The organism is Richelia sinica FACHB-800 (assembly GCF_014698825.1).
GTDB lineage: Bacteria > Cyanobacteriota > Cyanobacteriia > Cyanobacteriales > Nostocaceae > FACHB-800.
Genome location: NZ_JACJTT010000001.1, coordinates 124385 through 142311, shown reverse-complemented (window position 1 = coordinate 142311; position 17927 = coordinate 124385). Strand labels below are relative to the sequence as shown.

The 17927-nt window shown below is 41.1% G+C and carries 15 protein-coding genes; 9 read left to right on the top strand and 6 right to left on the bottom strand.

Annotation, left to right across the window (positions count from 1 at the left end):
- The first annotated feature begins 45 nt into the window (after window positions 1-45).
- The 8 genes from rpmI (at window position 46) to H6G73_RS00605 (ending at window position 9138) form a co-directional block, all read left to right on the top strand.
- Complete coding sequence (gene rpmI, locus H6G73_RS00640) at window positions 46-243, top strand: 50S ribosomal protein L35 (RefSeq protein WP_190601006.1); 198 nt, start codon at window positions 46-48, stop codon at window positions 241-243.
- Between the two features lie 20 nt (window positions 244-263).
- Window positions 264-620 carry a 50S ribosomal protein L20 gene (gene rplT / locus H6G73_RS00635; RefSeq protein WP_190601005.1) on the top strand — a complete coding sequence of 119 codons (357 nt, stop codon included), beginning with the start codon at window positions 264-266 and terminating at the stop codon, window positions 618-620.
- 12 nt (window positions 621-632) lie between these two features.
- Entirely contained in the window at window positions 633-1457 is an 825-nt protein-coding gene (locus H6G73_RS00630; protein ID WP_190601004.1) for a transporter substrate-binding domain-containing protein, read from the top strand.
- A 103-nt stretch (window positions 1458-1560) separates the two neighbouring features.
- A complete protein-coding gene (locus tag H6G73_RS00625; RefSeq protein WP_190601003.1) occupies window positions 1561-2085 on the top strand; it encodes a tetratricopeptide repeat protein in 525 nt (174 codons plus the stop codon).
- Between the two features lie 205 nt (window positions 2086-2290).
- Window positions 2291-4273: a primary-amine oxidase gene (locus tag H6G73_RS00620; RefSeq protein ID WP_190601002.1), complete on the top strand. Its 1983-nt coding sequence runs from the start codon at window positions 2291-2293 to the stop codon at window positions 4271-4273.
- Between the two features lie 288 nt (window positions 4274-4561).
- Window positions 4562-6403 carry an ABC transporter ATP-binding protein gene (locus H6G73_RS00615; protein WP_190601001.1) on the top strand — a complete coding sequence of 614 codons (1842 nt, stop codon included), beginning with the start codon at window positions 4562-4564 and terminating at the stop codon, window positions 6401-6403.
- Window positions 6404-6568: 165 nt separating this feature from the next.
- Window positions 6569-7180 carry a Uma2 family endonuclease gene (locus H6G73_RS00610; RefSeq protein ID WP_242034078.1) on the top strand — a complete coding sequence of 204 codons (612 nt, stop codon included), beginning with the start codon at window positions 6569-6571 and terminating at the stop codon, window positions 7178-7180.
- A gap of 38 nt (window positions 7181-7218) precedes the next feature.
- Window positions 7219-9138 carry a WD40 repeat domain-containing protein gene (locus tag H6G73_RS00605; protein WP_190601000.1) on the top strand — a complete coding sequence of 640 codons (1920 nt, stop codon included), beginning with the start codon at window positions 7219-7221 and terminating at the stop codon, window positions 9136-9138.
- A 90-nt stretch (window positions 9139-9228) separates the two neighbouring features.
- Here the strand turns inward: H6G73_RS00605 and rsmH are convergent, their stop codons facing one another.
- The gene (rsmH, locus tag H6G73_RS00600) at window positions 9229-10134 is read right to left on the bottom strand and encodes a 16S rRNA (cytosine(1402)-N(4))-methyltransferase RsmH (RefSeq protein WP_190600999.1); all 906 of its coding nucleotides are present in this window, start codon (window positions 10132-10134) and stop codon (window positions 9229-9231) included.
- A gap of 764 nt (window positions 10135-10898) precedes the next feature.
- On the opposite strand from rsmH, the gene H6G73_RS00595 reads away from it, so the two are divergent.
- Window positions 10899-12083 carry an NAD(P)H-quinone oxidoreductase subunit H gene (locus H6G73_RS00595; protein WP_190600998.1) on the top strand — a complete coding sequence of 395 codons (1185 nt, stop codon included), beginning with the start codon at window positions 10899-10901 and terminating at the stop codon, window positions 12081-12083.
- Between the two features lie 35 nt (window positions 12084-12118).
- On the opposite strand, the gene H6G73_RS00590 is transcribed toward H6G73_RS00595, so the two are convergent.
- The 5 genes from H6G73_RS00590 to patD all read right to left on the bottom strand — a co-directional run bounded on the left by H6G73_RS00590 (window position 12119) and on the right by patD (window position 17788).
- A complete protein-coding gene (locus tag H6G73_RS00590; RefSeq protein WP_190601243.1) occupies window positions 12119-12619 on the bottom strand; it encodes a GNAT family N-acetyltransferase in 501 nt (166 codons plus the stop codon).
- Window positions 12620-12707: 88 nt separating this feature from the next.
- Window positions 12708-13427 carry a class I SAM-dependent methyltransferase gene (locus H6G73_RS00585; protein WP_190600997.1) on the bottom strand — a complete coding sequence of 240 codons (720 nt, stop codon included), beginning with the start codon at window positions 13425-13427 and terminating at the stop codon, window positions 12708-12710.
- A complete protein-coding gene (locus H6G73_RS00580; RefSeq protein ID WP_190600996.1) occupies window positions 13427-15064 on the bottom strand; it encodes a dipeptide ABC transporter ATP-binding protein in 1638 nt (545 codons plus the stop codon). The genes H6G73_RS00585 and H6G73_RS00580 overlap by 1 nt, the downstream gene beginning before the upstream one ends.
- Before the next feature lie 121 nt (window positions 15065-15185).
- Window positions 15186-17066, bottom strand: coding sequence for a sensor histidine kinase (locus H6G73_RS00575; protein ID WP_190600995.1), 1881 nt, complete (start codon window positions 17064-17066; stop codon window positions 15186-15188).
- A gap of 371 nt (window positions 17067-17437) precedes the next feature.
- Window positions 17438-17788: a heterocyst frequency control protein PatD gene (patD, locus tag H6G73_RS00570; RefSeq protein ID WP_190600994.1), complete on the bottom strand. Its 351-nt coding sequence runs from the start codon at window positions 17786-17788 to the stop codon at window positions 17438-17440.
- Between the last annotated feature and the right edge of the window lie 139 nt (window positions 17789-17927).

Here is a 17927-nt window from a genome sequence, read left to right as displayed (position 1 = left end):
TTTCTTCGTATATAATAATAGATTGTGTCGAATCAAAGCCAGACCATGCCTAAACTCAAGACTCGCAAGGCAGCAGCTAAACGATTCCGTGCCACAGGTACCGGTAAAATCGTCCGTCGCAAAGCCTTCAAAAACCACTTACTGGAACACAAGTCTACGAACAAAAAGCGTGGCTTGTCTAAGATGGCAATTGTCAACGAACGTGATGAAGAAAACGTGCGTTTAATGCTTCCCTATTTGTAAATTTCTCAGGTAATTAAAAGATGACCCGTGTAAAACGCGGTAACGTTGCACGTAAACGCCGCAATAAAATTCTCAAGTTAGCTAAAGGTTTCCGTGGTTCTCACTCAACTTTGTTTAGAACCGCTAACCAGCAGGTAATGAAGGCATTACGCAGTGCCTATCGCGATCGCAAAAAGAAAAAGCGCGATTTCCGTCGCTTATGGATCACCCGTATCAATGCAGCAGCTAGACAACATGGCTTAAGCTACAGCCAATTGGTTGGTAACTTGAAAAAAGCTAACGTTGAACTCAACCGGAAAATGTTGGCACAGTTGGCAGTGCTTGACCCTGCTAGCTTCAGCAAAATTGCTGAATTGGCAAACTCCGTTAAGGGATAAAGGTGGCATCGGATGAATAACGGATGTAACAGATGGTCAATTAAAAATCAGTTACATCTGGTATTATCCGCTACCCTAATTTTTGTTCTCTGCCTTTGTGGTTTCGGGACAGATTCTCTGGCTTCTGCTGCCACTTTGTCAGAAATTCAGCAACGAGGCTATATAAACATTGCCGTTAAAGATAACATCCGTCCCTTGGGATTTAAGGACGACAAGGGCAATTTACAAGGCTTAGAAATTGATTTGGCCAGGAAACTGGCAGCGGATTTGTTAGGAAAAGCAGAAGCGGTTAAATTTGTACCTGTAGCGAATAGCGATCGCTTGGCAGTGGTATTTAATCATCAAGTAGACCTCGCTATTGCCAGAATTACCGCTACAGAATCCCGTTCTCGCTTAGTTAGCTTCAGTGTTCCCTACTACTTCGATAGCGCCGCTTTAGTTACTAAAGATACATCAATTCAAAAGCTAGAAAACTTAGGACAACGTAAAATCGCTGTTTTGAATTATTCCAGCACCATTGCTGATGTAAAATATTTTATACCCAAGGCTGAATTAGTCAGCGTCAACTCCTACACCGAAGCCAGAGAAAAAATCGCCAGTGGTGCAGTTGCCGCTTTTGCAGCAGATATCAGCCTTTTAACTGGTTGGGTGCAAGAAGACCCCCAATATCGCATATTACCCATTAAACTCTCAGCCGAACCATTATCTGTAGCCATGGCCAAAGGTTTGCAGTACGATGAATTAAGACGAGAAGTCAATGAAGCGATCGCTCGTTATACAGTGACAGGCTGGCTAAAAGAACGCACCAATTTTTGGGGACTATCTGATCCCAATTAGTCATCTATCTCCCCCATCCTCATCAGCTGCACCTGTTCCCTGTTCCCGATTCAATGACACAATAGAAAGAGAAGGGAACGTTCAATAATTGGTATGTGAGGCAATGGATAACAATCTAGCCCTTGTTTATCTCTCGGTTTTAGTCGGTTTACTCGCCTTTGCTAGTGTGAGTATTTTGCGTCAAGTCTTAAAAACCCGCAGAGTAGAAAGTTCTCTGTCGCGGTTACGCAACAAATTAACAAAAGATAAAGGTACGGCTCAAGAATACTACGAATTAGGTAGTATCTATTCAGAAAAAAAAGTTTATACCCAAGCTATACCCCTATTTCAAAAAGCCCTGAAAGCAGCAGAAGAAGAAGGGGAAGATAATACAGCCCCAATTTTCAATGCTTTGGGTTACGCTTATTTTGCCCAAGACCAATATGATTTAGCCATTCGCCAATATAAAGAAGCTTTGAAAATCAAACCAGATTATGTAGTAGCATGGAATAATCTAGGGCATTCCTATGAGCGGAAAAAGTTAAATTCCCAAGCCCTACAAGCTTACGAGGAAGCATTGAAATTTGCTCCTAATAATGCCACTGCTAAACGTCGTGCCGAATCTTTGCGTCGCTTAGTTTCAGCTTAGTTTTCTGCTAATACCAAAATCTCAGATTCACAGCCTTGAATGGTATTTGCCTCTTAATCGTACTGTTTCTGAGATATATATACCGAATTGATATAGCAATTGTTAGGGGGATGAGGTTATCGACTATTCCTCAAACCCAGAGTACAACAGAATTTTGATTTGTTAATTTCTGCTATATCTAGGTTTTTCTCAGAAAATGTTCAGGATGATTAAGAGGCTAAATTGTGTTTTTGGGCTAGCTATTGCTATCATTGTTTTTCTTAGTGTCTCCTGTGGATTTGTAGATGTTTCTTTGGCTGAAGAAACTGTCATATCTCATCCTCTTTACCCATTAACAGAGACAGAAATTAATACAGCGGTTTCCATCCTCAAACGAGAAAAAAACTTAAGCGAAACAGCTTTTTTCCCCACCATTGCTTTAAAGGAACCGGATAAAAAAGAAGTATTAAATTTTACACCTGGTCAACGATTTTCACGCCAGGTTTTTTTGGTAGTGTATGAGCGATCGCAAAATAAAACCTTTGAAGGGATAGTAGACCTCAACAGCAAAACCCTATCCTCTTGGCAAGAAAAACCCCATGTGCAACCAGCTATTTTACCCCCAGAATACGAACTAGCCAGAGAAATCGTTAAATCTGACCCCAGGTGGCAAAAAGCCATGGAGAAGCGGGGAATTAAAGATTTTGACCAAGTGCAAACCCTCTGTTGGGCCCCTGGACTTCTCACCCCAGAAGAAGAAAAATCAGGCGATCGCCTTTGTCGCATTTTATCTTACTATCAAGGAAAATATTGGAACTTCTACGCCCGTCCCATTGAAGGTGTCATAGCTACTGTCAACTTAACTAAGGGTAAGGTTGATAGTTTTATTGACAGTGGTGTGGTTCCCATTTCCCAAGAAAATTGGGATTATGACACTAAATCTTTGCAGACATTATTACCTTCTCCCAAACCGTTAAACATTACCCAACCAGCAGGTCAAAGTTTTCAAATTCAAGGTAATGAAATTACTTGGCAAGGGTGGAAATTTCGTTACTTAATGCACCCCCGTGAAGGTTTAGTTTTATATTTAGTCAGTTACAAAGATGGTGAAAAATATCGACCAATTTTGTATCGTGGTAGCCTCTCAGAAATGGTAGTTCCCTATGGCGACCCTAACCCCTATTGGTCATTTCGTAACGCCTTTGATGTGGGTGAATATAACTTAGGTTTGTTAGCTAATAAAATCACTTTAGGTCAAGAAATTCCCGAAAATGGTACGGTACTTGATGCCGTATTTGCCAATGGGGAGGGAGAGGCTTATACAATGCCAGGAGTAATTGGCATTTATGAACGAGATAACGGCTTACTTTGGAAACATTTTGAATACAACACCCAAAAAAATTATGTCCGTCGTAGTCGGGAATTAGTAGTGAAGATGATTACGACAATTGATAACTATGATTACAGTATCAATTGGATATTTTCTCAAGATGGAACAATAGAAATAGAAAATGAGTTATCAGGAATAGTTCTAGCCCAAGGAACCTCTGCTCAAACCCAATCAAAACAGGATAAATTGGGACGTTTATTAGCTAAAAATATCTTCGGTGTTAATCATCAACACTTATTTAATTATCGTCTGGATTTAGATGTGGATGGACAGGCTAATTCTGTCATGGAAATGAATGTTAATGCTTTACCAATTGGTAATCAAAACCCGTTAGGTAACGCTATGACTGTGGAAGATACGCTATTAAATACAGAAAAAGTTGCCGTGCGTGATTTAGACATTAAACACAGTCGGGAATGGATGATTACCAGTGCTAATCACCAGAATAATTTAGGCGTGGCAACGGCATATATGTTAATGCCAGGAGGAAATACAATCTTATTTCCTGGAGAAGGGGCAAAAATTAGAGAAAAAGCCGGTTTTGCCACTCATCATTTCTGGGTGACAAAATATAAACCCAATGAAATGTATGCAGGTGGTGATTATCCCAACCAAACAAAATCAGGGGAAGGTTTACCTAAATTCGTTGCTGATAATGAGTCTTTAACAACAGAAGACGTTGTGGTTTGGTACACAATGGGTTTAACCCATGTTCCCCGTCCAGAAGATTGGCCTGTGATGCCAAGACACCACATTAGTTTTAAATTGGCACCAAGGGGTTTTTTCAGTAGAAATCCAGCGATTAATTTGCCTGATTAGGTTGATGTTTGGTGTGCTGTTGGCGAACACAGATGAACGCCGATAAACGCCGATAAATCAATGAATTGCATGATTATGAGTTGTATTTCTCTTTTTATCTTTAGTGTGTCTGCGTGAAATCAAAAAATTAGTTGATTTCACAAAACTATCCCCGCTAGCATTTAGTACATAATATGATTCAGTTAGCCCTTACGTTTTAGCGTGAGGGCAAATTTCTAGATACATGGTATTATCTCTACTTAGAAATACTGGAAATTATCCATTTTTTTAGTTTAAAAACAAACTTTTATGAAAGAAACTATTTTAGAAGTTCGCAATCTACAGGTAGAATTTACAGGTGATTACAATCAAGTGAAAGCTGTTGATAACATTAGCTTTCAATTACATCGGGGTGAAACTCTAGGTATAGTTGGGGAGTCAGGAAGTGGTAAATCGGTAACGGCCTTAGCTGTGATGGGTTTGTTACAGCACCCCGGTAGGGTCAGTCAGGGAGAAATTTTGTTTAGTCCCCAAGAAAATGCTCAACCTCTGAATCTATCAGCCTTTTCCCCTGAAGAAATGCAGATGTATAGGGGTGGGGACATCGCAATGATTTTTCAGGAACCCATGAGTTCCTTAAATCCAGTTTATAGTATTGGCTTTCAGCTAACAGAAGCGATTATGCGCCATCAAAATGTTAGTTTAGCTGAAGCGAAAAGAATAGCGATCGCTGGATTGCAAGAAGTTAAACTTTTACCCAGTGATGAACAACTCCAGCAGCAGTATAAAAAGACCGATGGTCGCAAGGTCGGACAGTTAGTTAAAGAACATAAAGAAGCCATGCTAAACCGCTACCCCCATGAATTATCTGGGGGTCAGCTACAACGGGTGATGATTGCAATGGCTATTTCCTGTAACCCAGCATTGCTAATAGCGGATGAACCTACTACAGCATTAGATGTAACTGTACAAGCCACTATTATCGACTTGTTGGCAGAATTGCAACAAAACCGCAATATGTCCATGATTTTCATTAGCCATGACTTGGGGTTAATTTCCGAAATTGTTGACCAAGTAGCGGTGATGTACAAAGGCAAAATTGTTGAATTTGGCCCAGTTGCACAAATTTTTAGTCAACCCCAACATCCATATACTAAAGGTTTAGTTGCTTGTCGTCCCACCTTGAATTGTCGTCTTCGCAAACTTTTGACGGTTTCTGATTACATGAATGTAGAAGAAACCCCAACAGGAGAGTTAATCATTCAAACCAAAGAGCCACCCCAAACAGAAGAAATTACCAGTTCAGAAATTAACCAAAGATGGGCAAATTTGACGACGAAAAAACCATTACTAGAAATTAGAAATTTAGAAGTTGGTTTTCCGGTGCGAAATGTTTTCGGTGGCACCAAACGGTACAATATGGCGGTCAATGGAGTATCTTTTGATGTTTACCCTGGTGAAACTCTCGGCTTAGTGGGTGAATCAGGTTGTGGCAAAACCACCTTGGGCAGAACTTTGTTGCGACTAATTGAACCGATGAGTGGTCAAATTAAATTTGAGGGACAAGATATTACTCAACTCAAAGGTCAAGCATTACAAAAACTGCGTCGGGAAATGCAAATTGTTTTCCAAAATCCCTTTGCTGCACTTGACCCCAGAATGAAGATAGGTGATGCTATTATGGAACCCTTATTAATTCATTCTGTCGGCAATACTCACTCCCAGCGTAGAGATAGAGTAGTGGAACTCCTAGAAAGAGTTGGTTTAGATGCAGAAGCCATGAAACGCTACCCTCATCAATTCTCTGGTGGTCAACGGCAAAGAATTTGTATTGCTAGGTCTTTAGCCTTAAATCCTAAATTTATTATCTGTGATGAATCTGTTTCCGCTTTGGATGTATCGGTACAAGCCCAAGTTTTAAACTTACTGAAAGAATTACAAGAGGATTTTAAATTAACTTATATTTTTATTTCCCATGATTTAAGTGTAGTCAAATTTATGAGCGATCGCATCTTAGTCATGAATCAAGGCAAAATAGTAGAAGCAGGAACAGCCGACAGCATTTATCAAGAACCAAAAGAAGAATATACCAAGAACCTAATTGCGGCTATTCCTACAGGTAGTCCTGAAAGATTGAGAAAGCGGAATTAATGGGTAATACCAAACCCCCATTACCCAGTTTATATTAAACTTATCCCCTATTGATTTGAGGTAATACTGATGACAGCCTCAGTGGAATATATACCAATTACCCCAATTGAATACCCAGAAGAGGATGGAAAGCCAATAGCCGAAGGTGATACCTAATATAGCTACTTGACCTATGCTACTACCGCGCTAGATATTCATTTTCAAAATCATCCAGACGTATATGTAGCTGGAAATTTATTTATCTATTACGAAAAAGGCGTTCCCGAATCAGTTGTCGCACCAGATGTATTTGTGGTATTTGGTGTAGATAAACATGATAGAGGTTCTTTCAAAACTTGGGAAGAACAAGATAAAACCCCTAATTTTATTTTAGAAATCACCTCAAAAACTACCCGCAGTAAAGACCAAGGTGCAAAAAAAGGTATTTACGCATTTCTTGGTGTGAGTGAATATTTCCAATATGACCCCACAGCAGATTATCTCACTCCTCAACTCCAAGGTTTGCGCTTAGTAGATGGTAATTATTTACCGATTACAGCTAATACTTTGACAGATGGAACAATTTCTTTATCTAGTGAAGTTTTAAGCTTAGAATTGCGACTAGAAAAAGGAAAACTGCGTTTTTATAACCCTGCGACAAATCAAGTGCTGCTCACCCATGAAGAAGAAGCAGCAGCAAGACAAGTGGCGGAAGCAGCAAGACAAGAAGCAGAAGCAAAAGCCCAAAAACTAGCAGCTAAACTGCGAGAGTTAAATATAGACCTGGATAGTTTGTGAATAGAATTATGTAATACCGTTTCTTTTTGTGGCTGCATATGGCTGGTGAACTTTTACGTTGTGCTCTACATGGGCTAGAAGGGCATGATGATATGGTCTATGCGGTAGCCATCACCCCAGATGGGCAGCAGGCTGTTTCCGCTTCCTTTGACAAAACCCTGAGAGTGTGGGATTTAGAATCTGGACGTTGCCTGCACACTCTAGAAGGGCATGATGATGAGGTCAATGCACTAGCCATCACCCCAGATGGAGGTCAGGCTGTTTCTGCCTCCAAAGACACAACTTTGAGAGTGTGGGATTTAGAATCTGGGCGCTGCCTGCATACCCTAGAAGGGCATGAGAATGGGGTCTATGCGGTAGCCATCACCCCAGATGGAGGTCAGGCTGTTTCTGTTTCCATAGACAATACTCTGAGAGTGTGGGATTTAGAATCTGGGCGTTGTCTGCACACCTTAGAGGGTCATGAAAATGGGGTCTATGCGGTAGCCATCACCCCAGATGGAGGTCAGGCTGTTTCTGCCTCCAAAGACACAACTTTGAGAGTGTGGGATTTAGAATCTGGGCGTTGTTTGCACACCTTAGAGGGGCATGATGATGAGGTCAATGCGGTAGCCATCACCCCAGACGGAGGGCAGGCTGTTTCTGTTTCCATAGACAATACTCTGAGAGTGTGGGATTTAGAATCTGGGCGTTGTCTGCATACCTTAGAGGAGCATAGGTATTCAGTCAATGCGGTAGCCATCACCCCAGACGGGCAACAAGCTGTTTCCGCTTCCATAGACAATACTTTGAGAGTGTGGGATTTAGAATCTGGGCGTTGTTTGCACACCTTAGAGGGGCATGAGGATGGGGTCAAGGCCGTAGCCATCACCCCAGACGGGCAACAAGCTATTTCTGCCTCCTGGGATAATACCCTGAAAGTGTGGGATTTAGAATCTGGGCGTTGTTTGCACACCTTAGCAGGGCATGATGATGAGGTCAATGCGGTAGCCATCACCCCAGACGGAGGGCAGGCTGTTTCCACTTCCCATGACCAAACCTTGAGAGTGTGGGATTTAGAATCTGGACGTTGCCTACGCACCCTAGAGAGATATGGGTCAGAAGTCTACGCGGTAGCCATCACCCTAGACGAGCAGCAGGCGGTTTCTGCTTCCTGGGGCAAAACCCTGAGAGTGTGGGATTTAGAATCTGGGTGTTGTCTGCACACCCTAGAAGGTCATGATGATGTGGTCTATGCGGTAGCCATCACCCCAGACGGGCAGCAGGCTGTTTCCGCTTCCTTTGACAAAACCCTGAGAGTGTGGGATTTAGAATCTGGGCGTTGCCTACACACCCTAGAAGGGCATGATGATGTGGTCTATGCGGTAGCCATCACCCCAGACGGGCAGCAGGCTGTTTCCGCTTCCTCTGACAAAACCCTGCGAGTGTGGGATTTAGAATCTGGGTGTTGTCTGCACACCCTAGAAGGTCATGATGATGTAGTCCATGGGGTAGCCATCACCCCAGATGGTCAACAAGTTGTTTCCGCCTCCAAAGACACAACTCTGAGAGTGTGGGATTTAGACTCTGGGCTTTGCCTGCATACCCTAGAAGGGCATAATGATTGGGTCATTGCCGTAGCTATCACCCCAGACGGTCAACAAGCTGTTTCCACTTCCTGGGACAATACCCTGAAAGTGTGGGACTTAGACTCTAGGCGTTGCTTGCACACCCTAACAGGGCATTGGGATTGGATCGGTGCTGTAGCCATCACCCCAGACGGGCAACAAGCTGTTTCCGCCTCCATAGACAAAACCCTGCGAGTGTGGGATTTAGACTCTGGGCGTTGTCTGCATATCTGGACTGGTGAAAGTCTTATTTTCTACTGTGCCGTCTCATCTGATGGCGTTATATTCGTAGCGGGTGATCATGAAGAATCAGCAAAGGTAAGTTTCCTACGCTGGGAAGAATTTAATTAGAAAAATCAATCTTTCATTTTGGTTCAACCCAAATTCCGCCATCCCTCTTTATCTACGTCCATCTGCGTTCAATTATTATTAAAAACTAGCTTATTCATCCATACTTTTCCTTTCCGCGATTCTCAACTTAGCAGAACGAGAACGGGGATTTTCATTAATTTCTGCTTCCTCAGCAATAATTGGCTTTTTCGTCAAAACCCTTAATAATGGTGAGTTTCTCAACCCATGCTTAACTAACCTGTCTTCCAAACTGTGAAAACTGATAATAGCAATTTTTCCCCCAGGAACTAAAGCTAAAGGTGCCTTTGCTATCAAAGTTTCCAACACCTTTAACTCATCATTCACCACTATTCGCAGGGCCTGGAAAACACGAGTGGCAGGGTGAATTCTCCCATGACGGTATTTAGGAGGAACAGAATAAGCGATCGCCTCAGCCAATTCTGTAGTAGTCTGAAATGGGCGCCTCTCCACAATTCGTCTGGCAATGCGTCGTGACAGCCTTTCTTCACCATATTTAAAGAAAATATCCGCCAATTCCCCCTCATCCCATTCATTAATCACATCCCCAGCGGTGAAAGACTGTTGCTGATTCATCCGCATATCTAAATTTGCAGTATTGCGAAAACTAAAACCCCTCTCTGCTTTATCTAAATGGTAGGAACTCACCCCCAAATCAGCCAAAATTCCATCATAAGTATGGGCAGAAAATTGATAATTAGCAAAATTACTATGGATAAACTGAACTCTCTCCCCAAACTCTGCTAGATTTTGTTTCGCTGCGGCCAAAGCATCCACATCTTGGTCAAGTGCAGTAACTCGCACACTTTCAGCAGCAGCTAAAATCAACCGACTATGACCACCACCACCGACAGTTGCATCTAAATAATGACCACCAGGACGCACTGCTAAACCCTCAATTACCTCCCGACTCAAAACAGGAATATGAGAAAAAGCAATTGCATCTAAATCTAGAGGTGTTTGTGAATCTGATTGCATTATTAATTTATAGATAATTAGTATTAATGTGAGAGAAAATTATCCTAACAAATATGAAGTCATATTCTCCTGTGTTTTCAGTGAATATAAGTTTAACAATTAGAAGTGCTAATAACTTTAATTAACGCTCATTTACAATAATTCCGCCTAATTTATAACCAAACCATCAATAGATATCTGGCATAAATATTTTTTTGTTTTACGCCCAGGTGCAAAGTGACAAAGCAGAAAGCAGCAATTGGGAATTTTGCAAGATGAGAGATATCAAAACCTTATACTCATCTTTCTTTACGCCTATACGGGAGATAAAACATTTAAAAATTAAGTAAAATCAAAGCAGTGAGTCATAGAATTTCATGAGGCTAATTATAAATTAAATCTATCTCACTACAACCAAGAAATCAGCAAAATCACCAACCCATTGACACCACTTGCGTTTAGTCAATACCATCTATCACCTCAGCACTGAATATTGCTCTCCTTGCCACCCCAACAACCACCTGAAAAAAATCCACAGCATCAATTCCCTGAATCGCTAGCTCCCTATAATAATTTAAGAAGTGCAACCAAATAAAACATCAAGTACAAGTCCGACCCTGCTATCCCTTCTCCAACATAACTCTGTAGGGGCAACCTAGAAAATTATCCCTACAAGCTTAATTTTGGCAGACACCAGAAATTGGGTCTGGTTAGCATCTTAGCGGTTCTATACAAAATCTTGCCTTCGGCAGGCTAGGCGAATACAACGGGAGAACACCACATCTATGAGTAGAATAGAAACCCGCACTGAACCAATGGTGCTAAATATGGGGCCTCATCATCCCTCCATGCACGGCGTTCTGCGGTTAATTGTGACACTTGATGGTGAGGATGTCGTTGACTGCGAACCAGTCATTGGCTACCTGCACCGAGGAATGGAGAAAATAGCGGAAAACCGTTCCAATATTATGTATGTCCCCTACGTTAGCCGTTGGGACTATGCAGCTGGAATGTTCAACGAAGCAGTCACTGTCAACGCACCAGAAAAGTTAGCGGGAGTTGCTGTTCCTAAACGCGCTAGCTACATCCGCGTTATTATGCTGGAATTAAACCGTATCGCTAACCACTTGCTGTGGTTTGGCCCATTTCTCGCGGATGTAGGCGCTCAAACTCCCTTTTTCTACCAATTCCGAGAAAGAGAAATGATTTATGACCTGTGGGAAGCTGCTACAGGTTATCGGATGGTCAATAACAACTACTTCCGGGTGGGTGGTGTCGCTGCTGATTTACCCTATGGTTGGGTAGATAAGTGTCTTGAATTCTGTGACTACTTATTACCCAAAATTGACGAATACGAACGTTTAGTTACCAATAACCCCATTTTCCGCCGTCGGGTTGAAGGCATTGGTACAATTACCCGTGATGAAGCTATTAACTGGGGACTTTCTGGCCCCATGCTTCGTGCTTCTGGGGTGAAGTGGGACTTGCGGAAAGTAGACCACTATGAATCCTACGATGATTTTGACTGGGAAGTGCAGTGGGAAACTGCCGGTGACTGTCTGGCCCGTTATATGGTGCGGATGCGGGAAATGCGCGAATCTGTGAAAATCATTCGCCAAGCTATTGCCGGGTTACCTGGTGGCCCCTACGAAAATTTAGAAGCCAAGCGGTTGATGGCTGGTAAAAAGTCTGAGTGGGATGCTTTTGATTATCAATTCATTGGTAAGAAGGTTTCACCATCCTTTAAGATTCCCAAAGGAGAAATTTACTCCCGTGTAGAAAGCGGTAAGGGTGAACTGGGTATTTATCTCATAGGTGATGATAATGTGTTCCCTTGGCGGTGGAAAATCCGTCCCGCAGATTTCAATAACCTGCAAATTCTGCCTACTCTGTTACGCGGTGTGAAGGTGGCAGATATTGTGGTCATTCTGGGCAGTATTGACGTAATTATGGGTTCTGTTGATAGATAGTTGGTTTTGGGTGGGTACTGCCCACCCAGCCCATTCTAATATGGCGATCGCACTCGTAATCCCAAAATTGTTAAATCTCTCTCTTCACCATCCAAGTCGGCTATTTTCGGTAACTGACCCCAATGCTGAAAGCCGAATGATTCAAATAACTTTAAACTCGGCTGGTTGTGGGTAAAAATAAAGCTAACTAAAGTTTTGATTCCTAAACTGGGACTTTCTTTTACTGCTTTGTGCAACAATTCTTTACCTAAGCCACATCCCTGAAACTTGGGGGCAATATAAATACTGATTTCCGCAGTGGCAGCGTAAGCTGGTCTACCATAAAATGCCTGGAAACTCAGCCACCCGGCTATTACTCCTTCTACTTCTATTATCCATAAAGGATACCTGTCAGGCGATCGCCCTTGGAACCATGCACGACGACTTTCTACAGATACAGGTTCTAAATCAGCAGTGGCCATGCGACTAGGAACGGCAGCGTTATAAATAGCTACAATAGCTGGTAGGTCGGTTTCTCTGGCATGGCGGATGATCATTGCGGCTATGGGGGCAAAATTCCTGAGCAAATCTTTCCAGATAATACAATGTGACTGGAAACCAGTGGCATAAATTAAATCTTAGTAATCAGAATCTGACTTTAAACAACTCCAATAACTCTCCTAATTGGCGTTTTACGACTTTAGCACCGCTAGCTTTAATAGTTTTTTCCCATTCAGCCACTGATTCTAGAAACACTTCAGCCCCTAAATAGGTTTCTAAAACTGCCCAATCTTCTGCTAAAGGCTGTTGGGAATTGAGAATATCAAAGACAAAATGTCCTCCTGGTTTCAATACTCGTTTCACTTCCCCTAAAACAGCTTGCCAATATTCGAGAGGAAAATAGCAACTAAATCCAGTGGCAATTACTAAATCAAATTGACCAGCTGCATAATTTAAGTGATGAGATGCCCCCAATTCTACACCTTTGAAAAGTTTGGAATTCAATTGAGAACCACGAGAATTCAGGGTATCACGGGCAATATTACTAATTTCTTGCCCATAGAAAAATGCTTGCCAATCTCGCCAAGGATAAATTAAAAAACTCACACCGCAACCAATATCTAAGCAATGTTGGTTTTTTTGGGGTTGGGCAATTTCCCAGAATGGAGAGACAGTTTTACTACTTAATAAGCCTGTCTGCCATTCTCGAAAGATGGGCATTGCTTGTACTTCTTCAGGTAATTCAAAGGGCTGATTTTGATATTGTCGATTAAATCGATATGCTACCTGTGCTACTCTTTCTTGCCATTTATCTGAGTAATTGTTCTGGGTTTGATAAAAGTTGGAAGCTTTATTTTTAGCCATTATACTCTTGCTAACAAAGGTGCAGCCGCTAACAGGGTTTTGGTATAAGGATGTTGGGGATGGGCAAAAATCTCTTTTGTCGGGCCGATTTCTACTATTTTTCCACCATTCATCACCGCGATGCGATCGCACAAAAATCTCGCTAACCACAAATCATGGGTAATGAACAGGTAGGTTAAATCAAATTCGGCTTTTAGTTGCAACATTAAATCTAATACTTGCGACTGGACACTAGCATCTAGCATACTCACAGGTTCGTCGCATATTACTAGTTTAGGACGGGTAATTAAAGCACGAGCGATCGCTACTCGTTGTTGTTGTCCCCCAGATAAGTCACTAGGATAACGTTGATAATAAACTTCTGCTGGTGTTAACCCGACTTTTTCTAGCATCCATAACACCTGTTCCTTAGCTTTGGCTGCGTCAGCTAAATGATGGATAAATAGGGGGTCAGCAATGCTTTGCCCCACGGTCATAGCGGGATTTAAACAAGCGTGGGGGTCTTGAAATACCATTTGCATTTGTCGTCGGGAAGCACGAACTTCTTGACGAGACAAACTAGTTAATTCTTGTCCTAAAAACTCTACTTTCCCTCCAGTAGGAGGAATTAACTGCAAAATCGTCCGGGAAAGGGTGCTTTTACCACAACCAGATTCCCCCACTAACCCTAATATTTCCCCTGGATACAAATCTAAATTGATGCCATCTACAGCTTTAATGGTTTGACCTTCCCCTTTAAATAGCCGTTCAATGAAATTAGGTTCAATGGTGTAATGCTGTTTTAACTCACTCACCCGCAAAATAGGAGTTTCTTCAATTCTGATGGGGGTAAAGTTATCTTCTCCCGCTTGAATATGTAGTGCGGCTTGCAGTAGCGATCGCGTATATTCATGTTGAGGGTTGCCAAAAACAGAAGATGTAGGCCCCATTTCTACCATTTTGCCCTGATACATCACACCAATGCGATCGCAATATTCTGCGACCATAGCTAAATCATGGGAAATCAACAACAGCGCCATATTTTCTTCCCCACAGAGGCGCGTTAACTCCTGTAAAATTTGTGCAGAAACGGTGACATCTAAACTCGTGGTTGGTTCATCAGCCACAATTAATTTAGGATTCAGCAACAATGCCAAAGCAATGGCTACCCGTTGACGCATCCCCCCACTAAATTCATGGGGATATTGATTCCAGCGACTAGGGGGAATTTTTACCTTTTCTAAAGTAGCTAAAGCTTTTTCCTTCGCTTGTTGTTTGGATAACTCTGGTGAGTGGGCTTGCAGGGTTTCTAAACAATGATTACCAATGGTCATTAACGGGTCAAGCCTTGTCATCGGGTCTTGGAAAATTAACGCTACTGCCTCCCCTCGAAACTTTCTCAATTGAGGTGGTGTTAAATCAAAGACCGAATCTCCCTGAAAATTGACCTTACCTTCAACCTGACTGTCTGGCGGTAATAAACGCATGGCCGCCCTACCTAAAGTCGATTTTCCACAACCAGACTCTCCCACCAAACCCATCTTTTCCCCTGGTTGTAAGGTAAAAGATACATCATCAACAGCCCAAGTTAAGTTTTCACCGCCTCTTTGCGGATAAGCCACCCGGAGATTTTCTATACTAAATAAGGCTTGAGTCATATCAGCCCTGAGTTACCAAATTTTATAAATTGTAAATTTAAGATAGTCTATCAGATCACCCGAAGTAGCTGCCGCAGACAATTAGTCAGGAGAAGAAAAGAACTATTATCACTCATCACTTTCAAGACTTTGATTTTGACGAAACAGTATTTGCTACTTTTTGAGGAAAGGCTTGTTTAATCGGAATTTCAATAAAAAACTCTGTTCCTTGTCCTGGTTGGGAATTAAAATACAGTCTTCCCCCATGTTTTTCAGTGATAATTTGATAACTTATTGACATTCCCATCCCAGTACCTTTACCCACCTCTTTAGTGGTAAAGAAAGGCTGGAAGATGCGTTGGTGAATTTCTTCGGGAATACCAGGGCCATTATCCGCGATCGCAATTTGCACCCAATCATCTGCTAATAAACAAGTCCTGATTGTCAGTGTATTGGGATTAGCTTTAATTTCTTGATAGGTGCGTTTTGCATTTTGTTCTTCCAAAGCATCTATGGCATTAGCGCAGATATTCATTAATACTTGATTCAGTTGTCCGGGATAGCACTCTATCAACGGTAATTGACCATAAATTTTCTCGACCTTTACACCTAGTTGATCAGATTTTTCTTTGAGACGATGTTGGAGAATTAACAAAGTGCTGTCAATTCCTTCGTGGATATCTGCTTCTTTAAAGTCTGATTCGTCTGTACGTGAGAAATTCCGTAAAGATAGGACAATTTTGCGGATTCTATCTGTGCCAATTTTCATTGAATCGAGCATTTTTGGCATATCTTTTTGAATAAAATCTAAATCTATATTTTCCGCTTCTTCCTCAATTTCTGGTACTGCTTCTGGATAATATTTTTGATAAAGTTTAATAAAATTCAGCAGACTATAAGCATATTCTTGGACATGGCTTAAATTGCCGTGAATAAAGTTAACTGGGTTATTAATTTCATGGGCTACACCAGCTACCATTTCTCCTAAAGCAGACATTTTTTCACTTTGCACCATTTGAATTTGAGTGCGTTGCAATTCGGCTAATATTTTTTGTAATTCTTCATTTCTTTCTTGAATTTCTGCTGTTCTTTCTTGGACTTTAGCTTCTAGGATTTCATTATTATCTGCTAGTTGTTCATTCACAGCTTTCTGCTGCTCTAGTAATTTTTTTACTGAAGTAATTAATTGATTAAAAGATTGAGATAGAACACCAATCTCATCATGACGATTAATTGTTAATTGGATATCAAAATTAGATTCTTCTGTAGATTGACGCGCTATCCTCGTTAACATTTGGATGGGTTGGGAAATAGCGCGACTGGTTAAAATTGCTAAATTAATAGATATAATAATAGAAAAAATAATGCTATAGGCTAAAATCTTGCCAGAGATTTCATTGCTTTGATTTAATGATTTTTCTGAAAAACTATATTCTTCATATGACTTTTCGATTAATTCTGCTAATTCATTAGATATATTATTAAAATTTTTTGCGGCTTGACTCTGACTAAATACCAGTAAAATTTGTTCAGCTTGTTGCTTCCCTTGGGGTGAACTAATATCCAGGGAACGCATAGTTGCTAGCTTCTCTTCTAATTGCTGAAAATAAAGATTAGGAACATTCTGGAATTCCTGAAGTAGTTTTGGCATTTCCTGATGGTGTACATCTCCTTCCCAGTCATCTTTTTGTTGAGTAAATGCCTCAAGATTTTGCCAATTTTGTTCAACTTCTTGTTTGTAGTGGATTAATTGAGAATATTCTTTCTTGTATTCATTAGGCTGAGATATCAAAGGAACTAATTGTTGTTCTTGATTCCTTGCTCGCAGGACGCTGCTTTGCAGTCGATACAGCAATTCTAATTCTTTGCGTACATGCTTTTCTCTGCTAATCACTTGCTGTTGATATTGACGACTGATGCCAAAGCCAGCCAGAATGCCAAAAACCGCTAAAAATAGAGATAAAATATAACCGTAGGTAATTCTCTGACTTATTCCCAAGCGCGATATAAAGGTTATTGGCATATAAATTAATGAAACATCGCTAACTAAATTTAGTATGGAATTATTACGTCTTTATCTCAGGATAAATTCTACTAAATTTATATGTAAATTTGTTGACATAATATTTAAAACTTTGGTGAAGGATGAAGATAAATATAAGGTGATAGTACAGTGCATTTATCTGGGATTTTCATCTATACCTTAAGTCAAATAGTAGGGATGAGTTTGGTTGGTAATCTCCCTAGACAAAGATAAGGATGATTTCCATCTGCGTCGTCGAACCAGAAAAAAATGGGAAAAGTTAGTTGAGACTTGTTATCTAAGCGTCCACCCACTGAAATCAAAGGTGAGATAATGGAATGATAGGAACAGACTTGAGCAGGAGGAAAAGATTAACATTGTTCTTCATCTATTTCTAGGATGGCACGACAGTATTGCGAGAGAGTAGTCAAGCGATCGCTGATGATTTTTAGTCTATTCTTTGCAGTTACCGACTGTCTAGCACCCTGAAAAAACGTCACATCGATTTCCAATAACCGCAACTGCTTACTAATTTCCGTTCGATAGGACTGCTCCCGTGAACTGACATCAGCTACAGAGACAATCTGTTCTATAAATAAGCGTTGCAGTGAAATTAACTGTTGACGTAGTATATTTGTATCTGATTCCCCTAAGGATACACCACTTTGTATCTGGTCGAGAAATGTTGCCATTTCCTGATATTTATCACGATTTAGAGACATCAGGTGCTAGTTAAGATAGTATTAATGTCAAGAAAATTTTCTTATACAATAGAACTTTTAAGCATCTTATAACAACCACAAGCCTCAAAAGATGATTTGAGGCTTCATTTGCCATCAGTTTGTTCTTTGTATGTGATAG